Raw genomic sequence first — 22,268 nt, forward strand, 5'->3', positions numbered from 1 at the left:
TGTAGACCCCCGACCTAACACCCACAGCCACCTCTGGCTTGCTTTTGCCATAACGATACATTTACATTTTACCGTTGTCGATATAGCGAGTGCATTCAGTCGACTTCACCGAGCTTTTGACCCTGCAATTACTATCTTGCAACGCCAATCGGAGTATCAGGGTAGGCGTTTCGGGGCGTTACTCCATCATTCCACCTATCGAAGTTACAGTTAGACAAATTACTTTGTCCAGCCATTTTAACACTACACGGTCTAACGCCTATAGGGCTTAATCCTATAGGATAGTGGTTGCTGACTAACAAGTCGCGCCGTAATTTTTATTGCAGATGAAAAAAGTGCGTATACACTTGCGGACACCGATACATATTTGTCCGTAAAGGATCAGCTTAAGTTGCAGGTCGTACTTGATACGGCAGAGGATTTAAACAGCAGATATACGGTTATAGAAGTGAATCCAGACAAGGTTAAAGGTGTTAATAAGGCTGCTGCGGACAGGCTAGCCGGATGGTTTACATCACAAAGAGCTCATAAATTGATTAACGAGTATGTTGGATAAAAGGGAAAAATTAAAACAATGAAAATTTTAAAATGTGATGAATTTTTTCGTGGACTCTATCATATTAATATGAGATATCTTTAACAATTTAAAAGGTGAGGTAAAACATGGCTGGTAATTCTATAAGTAATAAAACAACAGAAAAGCAATATATTAATAAAGAGCATGATGTTTTAAATATAAAGGATTCATTTAAAGCTTCCGAATACATAGACAATTATATGGGAGACATTAGTGATTTTGTGTCACAGGACTCCAAATTAAAAAATAAGTACAATAGGTATCTTGATAAGGCACGTTTTCAATGCGACAGTTTTTATAATAAATATAATAAAGCAAAGCAATTATGTTCCATATATACAAAAGTATCTATTGTAACCTCAGTCTTACTTTTAACGATGATAATGCCAAGTTCATTCAATTCGCTTCTAGGGAAAAGTGGAGATTTATTCTTTTTGGATTCGGTAATTTATAATATAATTAAAATAGCAGTTGTAATAATATTTTCTATAGTATCAAATCTAAATCTTTTTACCAGACCAGGAAATGTTAAGGATATTATGAGAAGAAAGCTGATACAGCTTAATTCACTAATGGAAAACACCAGTAATGAATTGATACTGTTATCTAGGGATGCTGATGAGGCAAAAATACTCCTGATAATTGACAATGCCTTTAAAAAACTCAATGACATTGGCTATGACGGAATAGATAATGATGTTGGATAATAAATAGTCAAGTACGGCATATCTGAAAGCCTTACCATGCCCTCTCGATGATATGTTTATATCCGCCGCGAAGGCATGGCAAGCTTTTAAGCTGATTTTGAACGCAGCAGGGTTACATGGCCTCGTGAAAGGTGCGGGAGATAACTTCCAGCTGCTGCTCGCGTGTCAGCTTGATAAAATGTACCGCATAGCCGGAAACTCTTACAGTGAGCGAATTATATTTTAACGGTTCGGCTATGGCAGCTTCAAGAGTAGCCTTATCAAGGACATTGACATTTATATGGTGGCCGTTGCTCATCATGTAGCCGTCAATTATGGCTGCCAGATTTTTTGTTTTTGTATCCTCATCCTTGCCGAGGGCAGCAGGTATAATTGAAGCTGTTAGTGAAATGCCGTCACGGCAGCTGCTATACGGTATTTTTGCCACTGAATTTAAAAGTGCCAATATACCGGACTTGTCCCTGTGATGCATGGGATTTGCTCCGGGAGCAAAAGGCTCGCCTTTTTTTCTGCCATCAGGGGTAGAGCCTGTCTTTTTACCGTATACGACATTTGAGGTAATAGTTAATACAGACAGGGTATGTGTAGCGTTACGGTATGTCGGGTGTATCTTTAAACTTTTGTAAAAGCTTTCAACAACCTCTTTTGCAATAATATCCACTCTGTCATCATTATTTCCGAACTGTGGGTATGGAAGCTCAGTCTCAAAATCAGTAATGATTCCTCTTCCGTCTCTGATTACCTTTACCCTTGAATATTTTATGGCACTGAGAGAATCGACCAGTACTGAAAGACCTGAGACACCAAAGGCCATAAGCCGGTTTACGTCAGTATCGTGCAAGGCCATCATGAGACGCTCGTATGCGTATTTGTCGTGCATGTAATGAATAACGTTCATTGTGTTTACATATAAGCCTGTGAGCCAATCCTGCATCTTTAGAAAACTGCTCATTACCTTGTCATATTCAAGGTATTTACCGGCGTAGGGCTCCGACTCGGGAGCTACCTGTATACCGGTAATTTCATCTTTCCCGCCGTTTAAGGAAATAAGAAGAAGCTTTGCAAGATTACATCTGGCACCGAAAAACTGCATGTCTTTTCCAAGCCGCATAGCAGATACACAGCATGCTATTCCGTAGTCATCACCATAAAGCGGCTGCATTAAATCATCATTTTCATACTGAATTGCACTTGTATTTATGGAAATTTTTGTGCAGAAATGCTTGAAGGCTTCCGGCAGCTTTATTGACCATAGTACAGTCAGATTTGGTTCGGGTGCGGCGCCAAGATTGTTGAGCGTCTGTAAAAATCTATAGGTAGTTTTTGTAACCATATGTCTTCCGTCAACGCTCATTCCTCCCAGTGATTCCGTCAGCCAGACAGGGTCGCCTGCAAAAAGCTCGTTATATGATTTTGTTCTCAGATGTCTGACTAATCTCAGCTTTATAACAAACTGGTCAATTAATTCCTGAGCCTCTATTTCAGTTAATTTATTATCGTGAAAATCTTTTTCCATATAAATATCAAAAAATATATTCAGCCTTCCAATAGAATTTGCGGCACCGTTAGTCTCCTTCATGGAGCCTAAAAAGGCGAGATAGGTCCATTGAACAGCTTCAAATGCATTGGAGGCAGGACGGCGCAAATTAAAGCCGTATGAGCTGCCAAGTGCTGCAAGGTCGTTCAGGGCTGATATCTGGTCGCTTACTTCTTCTCTTAATTTTATAATCTCTTCGGTCATTGCTGTCGAAATATCAGATAAGTCCTTTTTCTTTTCCTCAATGAGTATGTCAAGACCGTACAGAGCAACTCGTCTATAGTCTCCGATTATTCTGCCCCTGCCGTAGGCATCAGGCAGACCTGTAATAATACCGCATTTCCGTGCCTTGCGCATTTCCTCGGAATATGCGCTGAATACACCGTCATTGTGTGTTTTAATGTGCTTAAAGGCATTGTCGATTTCGGGAGCAGGTGAAATACCGAAATCTTCGCAGGCCTGCTTTGACATTCTGTACCCTGTATTGGGAAGAAAGGCTCTCTTTAACGGGGTATCGGTTTGAAGCCCCTTGATAACCTCGTAAGGCTCATCTATATATCCGGGCTTATGACTTGTAATACCTGATACGGTTGAAGCATCTATATCCAAAATTCCGCCCTTCAAGTGTTCTTCAACCAAAAGACTTTTACAGGTATCCCAAAGATATTTGGTTTTAATGCTTGAGCCGGCAAGAAAGCTTTCATCTCCGTCATACGGAGTATAGTTTTTTAAGATAAAGTCCTGAACATCTATTGCGTTTTGCCATTTGCCCGGTTTGAAGCCGGAAATATTCAGATTCATGTTTTGCCTCCCTAAAAGAATATTGTTTTCTTTGCCAAGGGATATTATTTTGTAACACATTAAATACAAAATAAAAGCCGCCTGAGCAATATAAGTGCCCAGGCGGCCGGCTTTTAAAAGTTATACTCCCATGTGGTAATCTCCACTTCCGCCAGTTGTATAACAGTTTTTTAAAATCATTATGCCATTAGTATAAAATAAAATAGAAATAAAGTCAATTACTATTGGTTCAATAAACTATAATGACCAACGATTGCATCGTCCCGGGATTTTATGCGCGGAGGCTTGAAGTGTAATTGACTTTGGTCAATTACGCCCTAGAAAAAGTATAAAAATGCCGGTAAAAAATGCTGCTTGACAAGCTAAAAAACTGTTATGTCAAATTGCTTTTTACCGGCTTTGTTGTATTAAATCATGTAAATAATTGGTATAATTTATTTGTGTACAGGATATGGCTTATTTTGAAACCAAAACCTTTTTTAATTTGGCAAATCTAGGCAAGCCATCTTCCTTTGGAGGAGTTGATTCACCCTGTATAAGAGGCAGAGCGTAATCAATAAAATGCTGATTCAAGCCGTTGCCTGCTTCATTAATCCATTCTCTCGGGATTTTCTTTTCGGTGTTGGCAACATCGGTAAGGTTGAGTAACTGAATTTCACACTTGTATTCTGAACCTTCGGCTCTCTTGAAACCTACCATTTTGTCAGTCATACCTTCAACGGCATATTTAACAGCCATTTGACCTGATAAATATGATTCGTTTACATCGTTTGCAGAACCGCAGTGAGCAGCGCATCTCTGAAGTAAGCTGAACTCAATTCCGCGAACCTTTGCACCGGTTTTTTCTTTAACGATTGCAGCTAAAGTAGCAGCAAGTCCGCCTAATTGAGAATGACCAAAGGAGTCCTTCTGCTGAGCAAGATCTGAACCGTATTCGGAAATATATTTGCCGTTTTTATCCTTGATGCCTTCTGAAACAGCAACGATACAGTTTCCGTTCTTCTTGTAGATAGCTGTGCAGTCTTCAAGGAACTTGTCCATATCAAAGTCGATTTCAGGCATATAAATGAGGTCTGGACCCTGTCCCTTGTATGAAGCCAAGGCTGTGGAAGCGGTAAGCCATCCTGCATTTCTTCCCATGACCTCCAGTATGGTAATCATACCTGTATTGTAAACTCTTGCATCGTGATAAACTTCCATGGTTGAAGTAGCGATGTATTTAGCGGCACTGGAATAACCGGGGCAATGATCTGTTCCGAACAGGTCATTATCTATTGTTTTTGGAACTCCCATTACTCTGCACTCATAGCCAACCTTCTGCATATACTTGCTGACCTTGTTGCAGGTGTCCATTGAATCATTTCCGCCGTTATAGAAGAAATATCTGATATTATACTTTTTGAATACTTCTACAATTCTCTTGTAATCTGTTTCATCCTCTTCTGCTGATTTCAGCTTGTAACGAACTGAACCAAGAGCAGAAGAAGGAGTAGTTTTCAATAGATCAAGCTCATAGGAATCTTCCTTGCTCATATCATAGAACTGCTCATCAAGGATACCCTTGATTCCGTGCGCTGCACCATATACAGCTGTTATTGCTTCCTGCTTTAATGCTTCCTGAAATACTCCGGCAGCACTAGAGTTAATTACTGAAGTTGGTCCACCTGACTGCCCGAAAATAGCAGCACCTTTTAAAACTGTCATTGTAATATGCCTCCTATATATATTAATTTTTTAACATATACGCTGTTTTATCAATCCTTAATTTGACGGATTGATATTATCATACGCAACCAAACTAAAATATATCATAAGAAGTTATAAAAATCAATTACGCTTTCTAATGTTTGACAAATAAATATCAAAATTTTCCTTGATTTTAAGAATAATATTGCATAAAATAGTAATAGCGATTTTGAATTACCTTATTACTGTTAAGAGCAAAAATTTTGACATGTGATAACTATTATAAAAGGTAAAATAATTTTAAAAGGAGCGCTTAAAAATGGCATTAGTTACTTCAACAGAAATGTTTAAAAAGGCTTATGAAGGCGGATACGCTATCGGAGCTTTCAATGTTAATAACATGGAGATCGTTCAAGGTATTACCGAGGCAGCAAAGGAAGTTAATGCACCTCTTATTCTTCAAGTTTCTTCAGGAGCAAGAAAGTATGCAAACCATACTTATTTGATGAAATTAGTAGAAGCTGCAATTATTGAAACAAATTTACCTATCTGTCTGCATTTGGATCACGGTGATACTTTTGAGCTTTGTAAGTCATGTATCGACGGTGGCTTTACTTCAGTTATGATAGATGGTTCACATCATTCTTTTCAGGACAATATAGAATTGACAAGAAAGGTTGTTGACTATGCTCACGAAAGAGGAGTAGTAGTTGAGGGCGAGCTGGGAAGACTTGCGGGTATTGAGGATGCAGTAAATGTGTCTGATGCTGACGCAGCATTTACAAATCCTGCTGAGGTTGAGGAGTTTGTTACAAAGACAGGTGTTGACTCATTGGCAATTGCAATCGGTACAAGCCACGGCGCGTACAAGTTTAAGCCGGGCACAAAGCCTCAGCTCAGATTTGATGTGTTGGAAGAAGTTGAAAAAAGACTTCCAAACTTCCCGATAGTTCTTCACGGTGCATCATCGGTTATTCCTGAATTTGTTGAAATGATAAACGGAAACGGCGGAAAAATGCCGGATGCTATAGGAATTCCTGAGGATATGCTCCGTCAGGCTGCTAAAATGGCAGTTTGTAAGATTAACATAGACTCAGACTTGAGACTTGCTATGACAGGATCTATCAGAAAGTACTTTAACGAGCACCCTGACCACTTTGACCCAAGACAGTATCTGTCACCTGCAAGAACAGCAATAAAGGGTCTTGTAAAGAACAAGCTTGTTAATGTTCTTGGCTGTGACGGCAAGGCTTAATATACAAGTAAAGGTTTTTTCATAAGATAGCACAGAGACGGCTTCTGAATACTAATATCGGAGGTCGTCTCTTATTTATTGCGTTGCTTTTTGCTTAGGACTTGCTTTAAGGCGGAACACGCAGGTTTTTCAAACAAGGATTGGTCTTTGAAAATTTTTTTGACTTTACTGATATATGTGATATAATTAATACAAACGTCCGAATTAATATTATAATTATAAATACATATTTATAGGAGGTTAAAAAAGTGAATGCATATCTGGATTTATTAATGTATTTTTCAATTTACTCATTTTTAGGATGGGTTATGGAAACTGTTTTTGCAAGCCTTAAAGAAAAGAAGCTTGTGAACAGGGGCTTCTTATCAGGCTTTTTCTGCCCTATATACGGCTTCGGTGCCATACTGATTATTCAATCGTCAAAATTAATCGGTGCTGCTGTTGAGGATTATTCTGCTTCTTTGATTACAAATATACTTTTATCTATTTTTTTGGTTACTTTACTGGAGTTTATTACAGGCGCTCTGCTGGAAAAAATATTTAACTGCAAATGGTGGGATTACAGCAGCAATGCGGCGAACATAAAGGGATATATCTGCATAAAGTATTCAATTTTATGGGGACTGCTGGCGTTCCTGCTGGTTCAGGTTGTACATCCTGCGGTTGTACAGGTTGTTGCTGTGATACCTTCTGTGACAAAAGGCTTTATGGCAGTACTGTTTCTTTCATACGTCATAATTGATACCGGAAAATCCGTAATAGACGCATTAAGCTTAAGAAAGGTTATTTTGAATTATTCCGGCTTATCAATTAATAAATATTATCAGAAGGTTATAAAATATAAAAGATTTTTCATTGCTTTTCCCAACCTGCTGATTTTAAATGCAGGTCTTGTAAACCATGATATAAGGAGTATCATTAATGATAGGATGGATAAAATTAAGACGGAGCTTAAAAGCAGATTCCAGCAGTTATGATGAGTATAAAAGCTGCATTGGCAGCTTGATACAGGATGACAGCATATTTTTGATGGATAATTATACACACCATAGCAATGTAACGTGCCTGGAGCATAGTATTTATGTGTCTTATCTAAGCTATCTGGCTTGCAGGCGGCTGGGGCTTGATTACTGTTCGGCAGCCAGGGGCGGCTTACTGCATGACTTTTTTTTGTATGATTGGCATATAACTAAACAGGAAAAGGGGCTGCATGGTTTTACACATCCATATACCGCCTTAAAAAATGCAAATGAGAAATTTATTCTGAATGATTTGGAAAGGGACATTATTGTCAAGCATATGTGGCCCTTGACCATATGGCTGCCTAAATACAAAGAAGCTTTGGTTGTGGCTTTTATTGATAAATATTGTGCGATTATGGAAATATTTAATATCGGGAGAAGGACAGTGCTTTTGAGATTGTTGGTAAAATAGCTTAATACAGAGTATAATGTTGATATAAACAAAGATATATTTGTTTTAATTTGTGAACGAGAAACATGGAGGTTAAAGTATGGGTACAGAAATTCAGAATATGAATGAAATGGAAAACATGAAGCAGTCCAAGAAGATTCTGACGGCAGCATTTAAATGTATATCTTCAAAGGGCTATGCAAATGTATCCTTACGAAATATCGCAGATGAAGCAGGTGTTGTATTAAGTCAGCTGAACTACTATTACAAAAATAAAGAGGGCTTGTTTATAGAAGTGGTGAAAATGCTTAAAAAGCAGTATATTAGCGAAATAGAGAATGTCTTGATGAAGGGTGAATCAGAAAAGGAAAGGATTGCTTTTTTGATAGAGTATTTTCAGAAGGTTATGAGAAAGGATTCCGAATTATTCAGGATACTTTTTGATTTAACCAGTATGTCCCTTTGGTCTGCACCGTTAAAAGAACTCTTAAACAGTCTTGTTAACAATATAACGGCTTTAATAGAAAAATATGTATTTAACAGCTTTCAAAGCAGGGAGAAAAGTAAGAGCTATTCTACCGCAACCTTGTCGAGAATTATATTCGGCGCCCTTTTTGGCACTTCGGCACAGGCCATACTTGCCAATGGAGATAAAGACGTAATAGATTCCTTATCTGCAATTGAAATGCTTCTTAACTGATACTTGCATTTTCACAAAATTAAACCAACAGCTTATAAATAAAATTTATGTATGGAAGTCAATTACTGTCGGCTAAAAGCCTGTTCCATCTGCCGATAGTAATTGACTTCCACATTTATATGCAAATATTGTGCAGGTCAGTCAAAAATAAATCATATAGAAGGTCTCCGCAAATTTCATTTACTAAAATCAGCTTCGGTTCAAAATTTTCGGTAATATCATTTTTGGGTGAATTTAATAAAAAATAATTTAGTTATAATGTTACAAAATATTATTTTTTACAGTATATTTATATGGAATTTATACAATAAATTGACTGAGTTTCCTTTTGGATTTATAATTAAAATGTATTTATTTGCAAGATAATAGATTTAATTGAAAATATATTATCTTGCAGGAGGTAATATTACATAATGAAAAGGAGATGCGCAAATGGTAAAGAACAGAAAGAGGATAGGGGCATTTATTGTCGGCTCGGCAATGATTTTGACAACAATGCTTCCTAGCGGTATCAGTTCCGCGGCTTCAGCCGGTCAGGTAAATGTAACTATTGATACCGGAGCAGAGAGAGCTTCAATCAGTCCATATATCTATGGAGGGAACTGGGAGTTCAACAATGCAAAATTAACGGCAAATAGGCTTGGCGGAAACAGAATGACGGGGTATAACTGGGAAAATAATTTTTCGAATGCGGGAAGTGATTGGCAGCATTCAAGTGATACCTTTGCTGTTTCAAATGCAAAAATACCGGAAGCTCAATGGGATGTTCCCGGTATAGTGGCAAGTGATTTCCATGAAAAAAATCAAGCTGCAGGAGAAGCTTACTCTTTGGTGACATTACAGGCAGCAGGGTATGTTTCGGCAGATGGAAACGGTACTGTGGCAGAGGAAGATGCTGCTCCGTCAGACAGGTGGAAAGAGGTTAAGTTCACAAAGGATGCCCCTTTGTCTACGACTCCGGATACAACTGATGATTATATTTATATGGATGAATATGTAAACTTTTTGGTAAATAAGTATGGAAATGCGTCCTCAGCAACAGGCGTAAAGGGGTATGCAATTGATAATGAGCCTGCCTTATGGGTTGGAACTCACCCCAGAATCCATCCTGAAAAGCCCGCATGTGCAGAAATAATTGACAAAAATATTGAGCTTGCTAAAGCCGTTAAAAAGGTTGACCCGTTTGCAGAAACCTTTGGTCTTGTAGCATACGGATTTTCAGAGTATAATACCTTTCAGGACGCACCGGACTGGGATTCACTCAAGGGTAATTATAACTGGTTTTTAGATTACTATCTTGACAGTATGAAGAAGGCTTCGGATGCAGAAGGCAAAAGACTTATCGATGTACTTGACCTGCATTGGTATCCTGAAGCAAGGGGCGGCGGTGAAAGAATAACCTTTGGCGGAGATATTTCAAATACTGAATGCAACAAGGCACGTCTTCAGGCTCCGAGAACCTTGTGGGATTCCACATACATGGAAGACAGCTGGATAGCTACATACTGCAGTGATAAGCTGCCATTATTGCCTAATATCAAAACCTCCATAGATACATATAATCCCGGAACAAAGCTTGGATTTACTGAATATTCCTTCGGCGGAGACGAACATATAACAGGCGGTATCGCTCAGGCAGATGCATTAGGCGTATTCGGCAAATACGGTGTATATTTTGCTTCGGTATGGGGCGGCGGAAGCTATACAGCTTCAGGCTTCAATATTTATACAAATTATGACGGAAATGGCTCGGCATATGGTGATACAAAGGTAAAAGCAGAGACCTCCGATGCTGAAAACAGTTCGGTATATGCTTCGGTTGATGAAAAGGATGCTTCAAAGCTGCATGTAATACTGATAAACAAAAACTATGACTCCCCAATGACCGTAAACTTTGATATAGCCGGAGACAAGAGCTATAAATCGGGCAGAGTATGGGCTTTTGACAGAGGAAGCTCAAATATTTATGAAAAGGCTCCGATAGAAAATATAAATAATAACAAATTGCTGTATACTGTACCTGCGTTGACAGTATGCCATATTGTTCTTGATACAAACGGAGGCACATATCAATACGGAGATTTTAACAAGGACGGAAATATTGACTCAATAGATATGGCAGGCTTCAAAATGGCTTTATTGACTCCCGGAACCGTTTTTGACAAAAAAATGGATTTAAATGGGGATGCTGCTGTAGATTCTATTGACTACGCAATATTGAAACAATACCTGCTGCGTATTATAACCTCTCTTGAACCCGAGCAGACAGAAAACAATGCCCCTACGGCTGCTTTTACAGTTTCGCCGAAGGAAGCATATACCGGTGATGATATAGCCTTTGACGCATCTGCATCCAGTGATCCTGACGGGAAGGTTTACATTTATTCATGGAATTTCGGTGATAAAACCGAAGGCAGCGGAAAGACTGTCACACATAAGTATAAAACTCCCGGAACATATACTGCCAAATTGACTGTTACCGATGAACTGGGGTTATCCGGAAGCGTTACGGATACAGTAACAATAACGACAGCTACCGGAGATAATTCGGATATTAACTTTGAGGACGGAACTACTCAGGGAGTGGGAACAAATGATGCTGCTGTATCTCAGGTGGCGGTCACAGCTGATAAGGCTTTTAAAGGAGCACATTCATTGGAATGGAATGTTACCTGCAACACCAAGGGGCTTGCTGATATAGTTGTAAACAGTGATGAGCCGGTTTTGACTCCGGGCAAGTCTATGACCTTCAGGGTTTGGATTCCTGAGGGTGCTCCTATAAAAACTATCCAGCCCTTTGTTATGCCGCATGATGCAACATGGGGCACTATTGAGTGGAACTCCTCATGGGCAAGCTACGAGCAGGTAAAAAAGGGTGACTGGAATGAATTCACAGTTACCTTGTCTCCTACGTCAAATACTGATTTAGTACAGCAGCAATTTGGCATTCAGATTCAAACTCTCGAAGAGGGCAATTTTACAGTGTATGTAGATTCTATTGATTGGTAGCTTATAAAAGCTGATTATTATCTTTAAAACCAAGCTATCGGCTGATATTATCAATTGATACCATCAGCCGATAGCAAATTGCTTAAAAGAAAATTCTGCTCAAACCTTCGCATGATAAATACCGGCATGAAGGACTTTGAGCTTGAAATATGCGGGATATCTCAGGGAGACTTGAAGCTCAGACCGAGGATATCCTTATAAAATGCCTGAGCTGCCTTTATGGGACTCGGCACCTTGATTCCTGAAGCTACAAGTGCTCCAAGAACAAATACAGAAACAAGTAGAACAGAATAGACCGTAAGGCTGTACCATTGCTTGTTTTTTACCATATAAGGCACCTCCAGTGCAGCGATACATATAAAAGCAATACACACCAGCAGCAGATTCATGATTGCACCTCCTTAGCTCTGCCGTTTCCGCGCAAGAAGGCCACCAAAAGTGAGACAACAGGAAGCAGGAATTCAAAGGTCAGTGCGAAGAAGGGAGCTGTTGTTGCACCCCAGTTTACGTTTTCCATTACGGATTCGAAGACAAAAAGTGAATAGAAATATATTAATGCCGCACAAATAAAAAGGAGGGGAGGATGGCTTTTCTGACTCTTGAAATATCCTGCTTTGCAGGACTGTCCTTCGGAATCAGCACTGTGGCGGGGATTTCTGCTGAGAATTTCTGTAAGTCCAAGAGCGAATGCATATAGCAGAATACTTACTTTAAATAAGAATAAAATTACCAGTACGACTGCATATACACTTTCCATTCTGGTGAGGATACCTGAAATACTCACATAACGTACCGATTCAAAAGACGGCAGTGATACGATTTCGGCAAGAGGTCCCAATGTCACGATATCTCTTAATATTACAATTCCTATAGTTACAGCCGAAAATAACAGACCAAGCACCATAGGCTTAACGATTTTTGTATCTTTTTCCAGTAACGGCATGAGCATTGTGAAGGCTAAAATTTCTCCCATCGGAACGGTTACAACTGAAACCGTGCCTTGAACATACCTCATCGGCTCAAGCTGGAAAAGCGGTTTTAAAAACCAGGGCTGAATATCTCTCAGTACAAGTATGAAATTAATAACTATTGCTCCTATTGATAGAATAGCTAAAATTGCGGACAGATGCATGAGATTCTCTATTCCCTTGCAGAGCGTATATACGCATCCAATCATGAATATAAGAATAATAACTGTAATTGGAGTCTCGGGCATCATATAGTCGGCAACAAAATTGCCGAGATCACGGGCATTGAGTGCTGCCAGTGATGCAAAAAAGAATAGATATAACACGGATATTATCTTTCCCAGAACCGGACCGAATATAATATCATCGATTTCAATCAGATTTTTTCCGGGATGCTTTTTAAGCAGTGCCGCATAAATAAATACAAGAGGAAGCGAAAATAAAAAGCCTGTGACGGCCATTGCCCAGGAATCCTGCCGGGTTATGCCGACTATATATCCTGAGCGCAGCACTGTTGCCTGTATAAAGCAAATTATTCCTATCATTAAGTCCTTTGTGGATATGCTTCCTTGTTCCAGCTTCATTGTTCACCTCCTGGTACAATTGGCTTTATCAAACCGCCTGTTGAACGCAGTTCTACATTTATATGTGTTTCAAGCTCAATTGAAGGAAAGAGGGTATCCCAATTGTCCTTCATTTTGTCCCACTCCTTGGGGTAATCGCGGCGGATTGCCTCACCGAACCCGAAAACATCGGCGGAAAGAGTTCTTGCCTGCATAAGGGAGTATTCAATGTCAGAGTTTATTGATTCCCTCATTTTTGCTTTTAACATTTCAACGTTTTTAATTTTTGACATGTCTTCGGTAGTCTCATTGCTTTGTATTGCACCGTCCTCGTATATTGTAAGCTCCATGTGTATTGTGCCGTCCTTTGCTTTAACAGGCTTTAATTTGCTGGTGGAATGGAGAAGCTCCAAAACTACCTGTCCCCACTGGGTGTCAACGGTTATATAGCCGCTGCCGGCTTTGTTTGTCACCCACAAAAGGCCTCTTGTTTCTGTTTTGCCAAAGGTTCCGATCATCATTCCATGCTTAAACACTGCGGTATCTTTAAGTATTACATGTTTTTTCCCGTCGGCTTCCTGCAGTTCTATCATCGGAGCCACAGCTGCCGTAGCTTTACTCAGGGTTGCGATGACAAAATCCCTCAGGGTCACAACCACAGTTTCAGAATTGGATTTCTGATTGTCCATCATACCGGCAATATGAAGTGCCGGCATTTTTTCAAGCTCCACATCTTCTGCCAATATTTCAGCTGCTTTGCCTTTTGAGATGAGAATATTAACATTCATACGTGCTTCGTAATCGCGTGTAAAGGCGTCCAGTCCCTCTGACAGGTCAAGCTTTGCAAGTTCACTGCTTAAAATAAGCACCTCATTATGAGTGAAATACAGCTTCCGGTTTTGCATATGAGTGATACCTCTGACAGCTGCCAATACGCTATTTTCAGTATAGCTTATGTTTACATAGGCTTTTCCCCCGTTTGTACTGCTCTTTGAGGAAGAACCTGAGTTTATCTCAGAAGTTTTAACTATCTGGGCTGTCAGCTTCAGGGTATCCGGCAGGTCGCCAACATCAAGTCCTGTACCCAGTACAATAGCCAGTTTATCAAGCTCACGCTGGCTCCAGCAGGAGCACAGACATAAAATATTCAGCATGCAAAGTAAAAATGCGGCGGAACGAAATGCTTTTTTATGAAAATTGCCCGAAAAGTATTTTAATAAGGGCAGAGCCTTTTTGTATTTTATGTTTAAATATTTTTTCATTATTTTCTGCTCCGGTTATATTTACTTGCATTAGAGGGCTGTGGAGGCTGTGCGCTTTCCCGTTTCAAATCCTGCGGCTTTGTTGCCTGCGGGCGGGTATTCATGGCCCGCAGCGGAACACGTACAGCGGTATCCTTCAAATCATATCTCTGGAACGGAGCTAACGGTGCCATATAATATGCTCCGAAGGACCTGAGAGAAGTGAGATGCATAAGTATCATAAATGCACCTACTGTTATACCGAAGCTTCCCATGGTAGATGCCATAATCAGAAGAAACCATCCAAGCAGGGACACGCCATCTGCCGCAAAAGGTATTGCGAAGCTTGACACAGCGGTGATTGCCACGACAATTACAACGGGTGCGCCGACTATTCCGGCGTTTACTGCTGCCTCTCCCATTACAAGGGCTCCAACAATGCTTATGGTTTGTCCGACCGGCCTCGGCATACGGATACCGGCTTCACGCAGTATTTCAAAGATAATCATCATCAGGCTCATTTCAACAGCGGCGGGAAACGGTACGCCTTCACTGGAGGCCGCCATGGTAAAAAGCAGTGTCGTGGGGATTAATTCCTGATGATAGGTGGTTAATGCTATATACAGGGCAGGAGCAAATAAGCTGATAAAAAAGGCTGTCAGTCTCAGTAAACGCATTGCGGTTGCAAAGTGGCTGCGGATGATGTAATCCTCCGCATTTTGAAAGTTTTCTATAAACAGCATGGGTACTGTCATTACAAATGGTGCGCCGTCCACAGCAATGGCTACACGGCCCTCCAAAAGCTTTCCCGCCACTGCGTCAGGCTTTTCGCTGCTCCAGATAGTAGAAAAAACCGTAAACGAGGAGTCTTCGATATACTGTTCTACATAGCCTGTAGCAAGTATTGAGTCAGTATCAATATTTTTAAGCCGTTGCTCCACCTCCCGTACAAGCTCGGGATCAGCTATTCCCTCGATATAAAGAATACTTATCTGAGTGTGTGTGCGCTTTCCGATTACGGTGTCAGTGATTTTTAGCGCAGGGTCTTTTATCTTCCGTCTGATCATGGTTGTATTTGTTCTCAGGCTTTCTGTAAAGCCTTCTCTGGGACCGCGTAGGGCGGTTTCACTTGTGGGCTCGGTAACGGCCCTTTTATCCCAGCCTTTTGCTCCGATGTCAAGGGCCTTGCAGGAGCCGTCAGCCATAAAAACAGCATTCCCTGACAGGCAGGCTTCTATTACTTCATTATATGTGTAAACTGTTTTTACATCTCCAACAGTAAGGAATTTGTCACGGATATCCTCTATATTAACGGCGCCGGAAATTTTTCCTGCCTGAATAATACTTTTGTCGTGCATTAGCGGTTTTATGATATTATCGTTTATTATAGGCATATTGACCATTCCATCCAGAAAAATCAGTACCGCATTAACCTCCCTGCCTTTTTTTTCTGAAAAAGAAAATTCACGTATTATAAGATCAGAGCTTCCTTCAAATCTTGCTTTTATTGAGTCGATATTTTTTTTTAGCTTTCCTGAAAGAATCTGAGGGCTTTCTTCTCCGAAACACATTTCATAATCCCTCTTAATTTTCCTTGCATGCTGCTCTTTGAACAGCCGTATTAGCTTTATAATAAAATGCATATAAGTTAACCTCTTGTCTATTGATATAGTACGGTCTGATTTGCTGAATAAACTATGCTTTAGTTTGGCTCATTTTTGGGAGATTTATACTGTGCTTGAAGAAAGCAGTATTTATTTTTTTGTAACAACGGAACATATCTGGTTATGGTATTTGTTTTTACTTTATGATAAAATTGCTAGGTAGACTGAGAAATTTCAGAGACTGTTTGTTTTCAGGAGAGTGAACCGGTGTGGATGCAAAAAAGATACTAAAATTGGCAGCATTGAATATTGCGATAGCTTTAATAAATATTGCACTTTTTTCTCCTGGATTTTTTAATTTGCGGATAGGCGGAACAAATCCGCTGCACAGTGCAATAGGCGGTACGGTAATATTCATGAGCTTTGTAATATTTATTTACGGCAATTGCAAATTGATTTTACATAAAAGCAGCAGCCTTCAAATAAAGCAAATAATGAGCCCGGAGGATTGTATACTTGCTCTCAGACAGGCAGACGGCAAAAAATTATTTTCCGGTGATATTTCTGTTATGCTGGAGCAGGCTGAGAGCTTCTGGAAAAAGGAGAATAAAATACGGGATGTCCTTCTGCAGAAGTTTAATGTCATTGACACTGTTTTTGAAAGATTTAGCGGAACTATCAATGATGTTGAGTACATTTTTTATACAAACATCAAAAGTATATTAAATAAGATATATGCTTTTGACGAAGAGGACTATGAGAGAATAGGCAGCGCTGCAAACAGGCAGAAATTTTCCTCGAAATATATTTCTTCAAAATTGAGCATATACAATGAATATATTACCTACATAAAAAAAGCCATGTCCGATAATGAGGAGATATTGCTCAAGCTGGATGCTCTTTTGCTTGAGATTTCAAATATTGATTGTCTGGAAATAGGTGAAATTGAAAATATGAATGAGATAAAGGAAATAGATGAGCTGATAAAAAGGTCCAAGTACTATATATAAAACAGGCTTTTTCAGCTGATTGTGATTGGTTGTCCATTATCCGACTGGATATAATTATGATAAGTGCATAAAAACGGAGCTTTGCCGTCAATTAATTATTTATAAGGAGAGAAATTTTTTATGGGAAACAGTAAAAAGACTTTAAAGATATTAGGAGCTTTAGCCGGAATATCTGTGATAGTGTTTTGCCTTATATATGGAGGAATTACGCTGACGAAAAATATGGGAAAGAGCGCAAAGGTGGTATCGGCTGAAAATGCGGCAGAAACCTTAAATGAGCTTTATCAGGATATAACAGTTAATACAGTTGCAGCAAGAAAAGCGCAGATAAGTCTTGAACCGGCAGATGTCAAGGATTCACTGCCTGATATTTCAAAGTTTCCTCCTCAGGTAGACAATACAACAGGCAAGTACATAGAAATTTTTTCTTCAACAGAAAAAGCGGGGGATGAAAAAGACGGCTGGCTGGTTGATGTTGCAAAGGAATTTAATGCTGCCGGCATTCAGATAAATGGGGAAAAGGTTTCGGTAAGGTTAAGGGGAATTGCATCCGGTCAGGGTATGGATTATATTGTTTCGGGAAAATATCTTCCTGATGCCTTTACTCCGTCAAATGAGCTTTGGGGAGAGATGATGAAGTCAAAGGGCACAAATGTATCTCTGGTTGAAAAAAGACTTGCTGGAAATGTGCCGGGGATACTTTTATCCAGAAGCAAAAATGATGAGCTTATTAAAAAATACGGGGCCATAAATTTAAAGACCATTACTGACGCAGTTGCAGCAAATGAAATTGCCATGGGATATACTAACCCTTTTGCAAGCTCCACAGGCTTAAATTTTCTGATTTCAACCTTGAGTACCTTTGACAGTAAGGATTTATTGAGCGGGAAAGCCATTCAGGGCTTTGAAAAATTCCAGACGAACATTCCCTTTGTCGCATATACTACATTGCAAATGAGAGAATCGGCAAAGTCAGGAGTACTTGACGGATTTATACTTGAATATCAGACCTTTGTAAACACACCCGGCTTGAGCTCCGAGTACATATTTACTCCATTCGGGCTGAGGCATGACAGTCCTATGTATTCTATCGGCAAGCTGTCTGACGAGAAAAAGGAAATTCTCAATAGGTTTATTGAGTTTTGCAAGTCTGAGAAAGCACAAAAGCTTGCAGATGATTATGGCTTTAATAAGCTGGATGATTATATTCCTGAAATGACTGCAGTGGCAGGAGAGGTTGTTTCACAGGCACAGAGCCTGTGGAAGGAAAAGAAGGATGCCAATAACGATATAACGGCTGTTTTTGTTGCAGATGTGTCAGGCAGCATGAACGGAGTTCCATTGAACAACTTAAAAAAATCTCTGCTGAATGGGTCCCAGTACATACTAAAGGATACATCAATAGGGCTTGTTTCTTTTTCCACGGATGTAAACATCAATCTTCCGATAGCCAAATTTGATATAAACCAGCGGTCTTTATTTACCGGTGCGGTGACAGATTTAACGGCAAACGGAAGTACAGCCATGTTTGATGCTATTGTTGTGGCAACGAAAATGCTTGTCGAGGAAAAGGCAAAGACTCCGAATGCCAAGCTGATGCTGTTCGTTTTAAGTGACGGTGAGACCAATTACGGACACTCACTGGACGATGTTGGAGATATGCTCAAAGCCTTTAAAATCCCTATTTATACTATAGGCTACAATGCAGATATAAAAGCCTTGGAAACACTTTCACAGATAAATGAAGCAGCAAGTATAAATGCAGACTCAGAGGATGTTGTTTACAAGCTGGGAAGCCTGTTTAACGCACAGATGTGATTCTATAAAAATCAAAATAAATAAGTGCATTAGCCAAAAGCCATGTATAAGCGGAAGCAGATTCCCTTGTATACATGGCTTTTATAAATTTTAAAAGCTATGCAATTTATTATGCAATATTAAAAAAATATTAAATTATACTGACATATATTGTTATGATTGGTCGAATGCATTATAGTATAAGTTATACAATGCCATAAAATGAGCTTTTTTGGAGTGTTAGCCTGAAAGAAGCTGTTATCATGCAGTAATAATCCTTTATATCAGCGGAATGGAGATACATATGAATAAGAAAATAGGTACAATAGGTATTTTGATTTTAATCTTGATGCTTTTCCCTATAATGGGATATAAAATATTCAATGACAGGCAGTATGAGGGTAATACTACAAATGCTCAGGATACGCCGGCAGTAGAGGATTTAAGAGGTGTGTGGATTGCTTCCGTAAATAACATTAATTTTCCGTCTAAACCGGGGCTTACTGCTGAAGAACAAATGAAGGAACTGGATAAGATTATAGAGAACACAAAGTATATGGGGCTTAATGCCATATTTTTTCAGGTCAGACCGACAGGGGACGCCTTATACAAATCATCGATTTTCCCATGGTCTGCATATTTGACCGGGGAGCAGGGCAAAGCAAATGACAGGAATTTTGATCCTCTGGAATATATTATTGAGCAGGGACATAAAAACGGCATACAGATTCATGCATGGATAAATCCTTTGAGACTTTCCATGGGAACAACGAAAAAACCGGATAAGGATGTAAAAGTATTGTCAGAAAATCATCCCGCAAGGAAAATATCTAATGCGGTGGTTTCTGCGAATACGGGACAGCTTTATCTTGACCCCGGATGCCCTGAAGCAGTTAAGCTTATAACGGAGGGCGTTGCTGAAATAGTCAGAAATTATGACATAGACGGTATTCATTTTGATGATTATTTTTATCCTTCAAAGACAGAGGCTGCGAATAAACAGGATTTTAACGATGACGAGACATATAAAAAGTACAAGGGCGGTTTCAAAAACAAGGATGACTGGCGTAGAAATAACATAGACACACTTATAAGGAGTACATATGATACAGTCAAAGGAATAAAACCGGAGGTTCAGTTCGGGGTAAGCCCTTTTGCAATATGGTCGAACAAGGACAGAAACAAAGACGGATCGGATACACAGGGCGGAATTTCTACATATTATGATTATTTTGCAGATTCAAGAAAGTGGGTAAAGGAAGAATATCTTGACTATATAGCACCTCAGATATACTGGAATATAGGGTTTAAGATTGCAGACTACTCTGTACTGCTGGATTGGTGGAAAAATGTATGTGCAGGTACAAATGTAAAGCTGTATGTGGGACATGCCGCATATAAAATAAATGATACATCACAGGCAAACGAATGGCTTGACCCTCTTCAGATACCGAAGCAGATTGCCTTGAACAGGGAAAGTAAGGCTGTCAGCGGAAGCATTTATTACGGATATGCAAAACTGGAAAGCAATGCCTTGGGAATTAAGGAAAAGCTGCATGGTATTTACTCGGCGGGAAGAGATCCCGGCAGCAGTGTTCCTGAGGACAGACAGCTTATAATTTCTTCGCCTGCAAACGGCTATGAAACCTCCTCCTCCAAGATAAGCCTTCTTGGAAGCTGTGATCCTGACCAGCCTGTATATTTGGAGGATACCTTGGTGGAAACTTCAGATAACGGTTACTTTACAGTATATGCAGATTTAAAGGACGGTGAGAACAGCTTTGTTTTTAAGCATAAAGGAAATCAGACAATAATAAAAATTAAAAAGAAGGCTGCGGCTGTTTCAACTGCTTATACAATGAATAAGCCGGAATTTAAGCCCGGTTCCTTTTTGCCCGTGCAATCCATGACCATGAGAACCGGCAGAAAGGTAACCTTTTCATGTCAGGCACCAAAGGGGGCGAAGGTATGGGTTGAAATCGGAAAATATAAGGTGGATTTAACCGGTACTGAAGGCTCAAGCAGCAGCGAAGGTACACTGACACCTGTTAAATATACCGGAACCTTCACTTTTCCGGCAGTCAGCGGAAATCAAAGGGTTATGAGCCTTGGAAACCCTGTGTTTGTTCTTGACTACAACGGTAAAAAGGTCACGTCAAAGCAGAGCAATACAATAAGTGTCCAGTCATCAAAATATAATAAATATGCGGTGGTAAGCACGTCAGAAGCTGAAGCGCCTGCCCGTTCGGGTCCGTCAACCTCGTATTCAAGGGTTACTCCTTTAATAAATGGAGCCTCAGATTATGTCGAAGGACAGCAAAATAATTTCTATCTGCTGAAAAGCGGTATGTGGGTATCTGCAAGTGATGTAAAAATTGTAAATGATAAGGCAATAAAAACAAATAATATATCTTCAATAAAAGTGACTGCCAACGCCGGCTATACAGATTTAACATTTAAAATGCCTGTAAATGCTGTGTTTGATGTGTCGGCGGCATCGGATAGGGTTACGTTAACGCTATATAATACAAAGGGTATCAAAATCGGTTCACCCGCTCCCGGCAGCTCAATATATTCGTCTGCTGTCTGCAGGAATGCTTCGGGAAATGCTGAGTATACATTTAAGCTGAAAAAACCTGACAGCTTCTATGGATATTATGTGCAGTATAAAAACGGCTCGCTGGTATTTTCGCTGAAAAACGGTCCGAAGATTGCGAAAACCGGAACAAAGCCGCTTTCAGGCTTGAAGGTTCTTCTTGACGCAGGACACGGAGGAAAGGAAACAGGTGCAATTGGTCCGGCAGGCAAGAATGGACTGTATGAAAAGGATATAAACCTGTCAATTGCATTAAATACAAGAAAATATTTAAAGGCTCTGGGAGCCGAGGTTATTATGACCAGAACGAGTGATACTACGGTCAGCCTTTCAGAAAGAGCTGATATGATTAGAAATAAAAAGCCTGATATTGCAGTCTCTATACATAACAATTCAATGGATGTGACTGCGGACTATACTAAACATACAGGCTTGCTGACTTTATATTCGAGAGACAGCTCAAAAGCGGCTGCAGGCTTTATCCAAAAAGCACTGACAGCAGATTTGCAGAGAAAGGACGGAGGCTATAGATGGCAAAGCCTTTCGGTATGCATACCTGTTCAAGCTCCGGCAATTCTTATAGAATGCGGTTTTATGTCAAATCCGGCAGAATATGAATGGCTTGTGAATTATGAGAATCAGGTTAAAATTGCAGATTCCATCGGTAAGGCTGTTGAAAGCTGGGCATATAACAACGCAAGGTAAGGATTATTTTTAAAGTCTATGTAAAAAAGGCTGAATAACCAATATAAACCACGTCAATAATTTCATTGAGGTGGTTTTTTATTTTGCTTTTAAGTTTTT

Annotated in this window: 16 protein-coding genes and 1 riboswitch; of the genes, 10 read left to right on the forward strand and 6 right to left on the reverse strand. The window is 39.7% G+C overall.

Going from position 1 to position 22,268, the window contains the following annotated elements:
* Positions 1-391: 391 nt before the first annotated feature.
* Together LY28_RS19140 and LY28_RS12470 are read left to right on the forward strand one after the other, a co-directional pair.
* Positions 392-556 (forward strand): hypothetical protein, encoded by a 165-nt coding sequence (locus LY28_RS19140; protein ID WP_165835560.1) that lies wholly within the window; start codon positions 392-394, stop codon positions 554-556.
* Positions 557-663: 107 nt separating this feature from the next.
* Positions 664-1,284, forward strand: coding sequence for a hypothetical protein (locus LY28_RS12470; protein ID WP_110462528.1), 621 nt, complete (start codon positions 664-666; stop codon positions 1,282-1,284).
* A gap of 112 nt (positions 1,285-1,396) precedes the next feature.
* Here LY28_RS12470 and pflB read toward each other — a convergent pair whose 3' ends face one another.
* Together pflB and LY28_RS12480 are read right to left on the reverse strand one after the other, a co-directional pair.
* Positions 1,397-3,622 carry a formate C-acetyltransferase gene (gene pflB, locus LY28_RS12475; protein WP_110462529.1) on the reverse strand — a complete coding sequence of 742 codons (2,226 nt, stop codon included), beginning with the start codon at positions 3,620-3,622 and terminating at the stop codon, positions 1,397-1,399.
* An 89-nt stretch (positions 3,623-3,711) separates the two neighbouring features.
* Positions 3,712-3,791, reverse strand: a riboswitch (ZMP/ZTP riboswitch).
* Positions 3,792-4,078: 287 nt separating this feature from the next.
* A complete protein-coding gene (locus LY28_RS12480) occupies positions 4,079-5,326 on the reverse strand; it encodes a 6-phosphofructokinase (protein ID WP_110462530.1) in 1,248 nt (415 codons plus the stop codon).
* A gap of 301 nt (positions 5,327-5,627) precedes the next feature.
* Between LY28_RS12480 and fba the strand changes: the two genes are divergently transcribed.
* The 5 genes from fba (at position 5,628) to LY28_RS12505 (ending at position 11,685) form a co-directional block, all read left to right on the forward strand.
* A complete protein-coding gene (gene fba, locus LY28_RS12485; RefSeq protein WP_110462531.1) occupies positions 5,628-6,563 on the forward strand; it encodes a class II fructose-1,6-bisphosphate aldolase in 936 nt (311 codons plus the stop codon).
* A gap of 248 nt (positions 6,564-6,811) precedes the next feature.
* A complete protein-coding gene (locus LY28_RS12490) occupies positions 6,812-7,540 on the forward strand; it encodes a putative ABC transporter permease (RefSeq protein WP_110462532.1) in 729 nt (242 codons plus the stop codon).
* Positions 7,485-7,997, forward strand: a complete 513-nt coding sequence (locus LY28_RS12495; protein WP_110462533.1) for an HD domain-containing protein — start codon at positions 7,485-7,487, stop codon at positions 7,995-7,997. Before LY28_RS12490 ends, LY28_RS12495 begins: the two co-directional genes overlap by 56 nt.
* A gap of 79 nt (positions 7,998-8,076) precedes the next feature.
* Positions 8,077-8,676 carry a TetR/AcrR family transcriptional regulator gene (locus LY28_RS12500; protein WP_242981265.1) on the forward strand — a complete coding sequence of 200 codons (600 nt, stop codon included), beginning with the start codon at positions 8,077-8,079 and terminating at the stop codon, positions 8,674-8,676.
* Between the two features lie 432 nt (positions 8,677-9,108).
* Entirely contained in the window at positions 9,109-11,685 is a 2,577-nt protein-coding gene (locus LY28_RS12505) for a glycoside hydrolase family 44 protein (RefSeq protein WP_110462534.1), read from the forward strand.
* 161 nt (positions 11,686-11,846) lie between these two features.
* Here the strand turns inward: LY28_RS12505 and LY28_RS12510 are convergent, their stop codons facing one another.
* From LY28_RS12510 to LY28_RS12525, 4 genes are read right to left on the reverse strand one after another with little or no spacing between them, the layout of a single operon-like run.
* Positions 11,847-12,074, reverse strand: a complete 228-nt coding sequence (locus tag LY28_RS12510) for a hypothetical protein (RefSeq protein WP_110462535.1) — start codon at positions 12,072-12,074, stop codon at positions 11,847-11,849.
* A complete protein-coding gene (locus LY28_RS12515) occupies positions 12,071-13,237 on the reverse strand; it encodes a GerAB/ArcD/ProY family transporter (RefSeq protein WP_110462536.1) in 1,167 nt (388 codons plus the stop codon). Before LY28_RS12515 ends, LY28_RS12510 begins: the two co-directional genes overlap by 4 nt.
* Positions 13,234-14,478 (reverse strand): Ger(x)C family spore germination protein, encoded by a 1,245-nt coding sequence (locus LY28_RS12520; protein WP_110462537.1) that lies wholly within the window; start codon positions 14,476-14,478, stop codon positions 13,234-13,236. Before LY28_RS12520 ends, LY28_RS12515 begins: the two co-directional genes overlap by 4 nt.
* Complete coding sequence (locus tag LY28_RS12525) at positions 14,478-16,100, reverse strand: spore germination protein (protein ID WP_110462538.1); 1,623 nt, start codon at positions 16,098-16,100, stop codon at positions 14,478-14,480. Before LY28_RS12525 ends, LY28_RS12520 begins: the two co-directional genes overlap by 1 nt.
* A 230-nt stretch (positions 16,101-16,330) precedes the next feature.
* Between LY28_RS12525 and LY28_RS12530 the strand changes: the two genes are divergently transcribed.
* The 3 genes from LY28_RS12530 (at position 16,331) to LY28_RS12540 (ending at position 22,169) form a co-directional block, all read left to right on the forward strand.
* A complete protein-coding gene (locus tag LY28_RS12530; protein WP_110462539.1) occupies positions 16,331-17,071 on the forward strand; it encodes a hypothetical protein in 741 nt (246 codons plus the stop codon).
* Between the two features lie 120 nt (positions 17,072-17,191).
* The gene (locus tag LY28_RS12535) at positions 17,192-18,889 is read left to right on the forward strand and encodes a vWA domain-containing protein (RefSeq protein WP_110462540.1); all 1,698 of its coding nucleotides are present in this window, start codon (positions 17,192-17,194) and stop codon (positions 18,887-18,889) included.
* A 283-nt stretch (positions 18,890-19,172) separates the two neighbouring features.
* Positions 19,173-22,169, forward strand: a complete 2,997-nt coding sequence (locus tag LY28_RS12540; RefSeq protein WP_110462541.1) for an N-acetylmuramoyl-L-alanine amidase — start codon at positions 19,173-19,175, stop codon at positions 22,167-22,169.
* Positions 22,170-22,268 lie beyond the last annotated feature (99 nt).

This window comes from Ruminiclostridium sufflavum DSM 19573, from assembly GCF_003208175.1.
Taxonomy (GTDB): Bacteria; Bacillota; Clostridia; order Acetivibrionales; family DSM-1351; genus Ruminiclostridium; species Ruminiclostridium sufflavum.

Excerpts from the sequence above, each read along its gene's own strand:
- LY28_RS12510 (WP_110462535.1), bottom strand. The coding sequence starts at position 12,074 with ATGAATCTGCTGCTGGTGTGTATTGCTTTTATATGTATCGCTGCACTG.
- LY28_RS12505 (WP_110462534.1), top strand. The coding sequence starts at position 9,109 with ATGGTAAAGAACAGAAAGAGGATAGGGGCATTTATTGTCGGCTCGGCA.
- fba (WP_110462531.1), top strand. The coding sequence starts at position 5,628 with ATGGCATTAGTTACTTCAACAGAAATGTTTAAAAAGGCTTATGAAGGC.
- LY28_RS12525 (WP_110462538.1), bottom strand. The coding sequence starts at position 16,100 with ATGCATTTTATTATAAAGCTAATACGGCTGTTCAAAGAGCAGCATGCA.
- LY28_RS12515 (WP_110462536.1), bottom strand. The coding sequence starts at position 13,237 with ATGAAGCTGGAACAAGGAAGCATATCCACAAAGGACTTAATGATAGGA.
- LY28_RS12540 (WP_110462541.1), top strand. The coding sequence starts at position 19,173 with ATGAATAAGAAAATAGGTACAATAGGTATTTTGATTTTAATCTTGATG.
- LY28_RS12500 (WP_242981265.1), top strand. The coding sequence starts at position 8,077 with ATGGGTACAGAAATTCAGAATATGAATGAAATGGAAAACATGAAGCAG.
- LY28_RS12495 (WP_110462533.1), top strand. The coding sequence starts at position 7,485 with ATGATAGGATGGATAAAATTAAGACGGAGCTTAAAAGCAGATTCCAGC.
- pflB (WP_110462529.1), bottom strand. The coding sequence starts at position 3,622 with ATGAATCTGAATATTTCCGGCTTCAAACCGGGCAAATGGCAAAACGCA.
- LY28_RS12470 (WP_110462528.1), top strand. The coding sequence starts at position 664 with ATGGCTGGTAATTCTATAAGTAATAAAACAACAGAAAAGCAATATATT.
- LY28_RS12520 (WP_110462537.1), bottom strand. The coding sequence starts at position 14,478 with ATGAAAAAATATTTAAACATAAAATACAAAAAGGCTCTGCCCTTATTA.
- LY28_RS12480 (WP_110462530.1), bottom strand. The coding sequence starts at position 5,326 with ATGACAGTTTTAAAAGGTGCTGCTATTTTCGGGCAGTCAGGTGGACCA.
- LY28_RS12535 (WP_110462540.1), top strand. The coding sequence starts at position 17,192 with ATGGGAAACAGTAAAAAGACTTTAAAGATATTAGGAGCTTTAGCCGGA.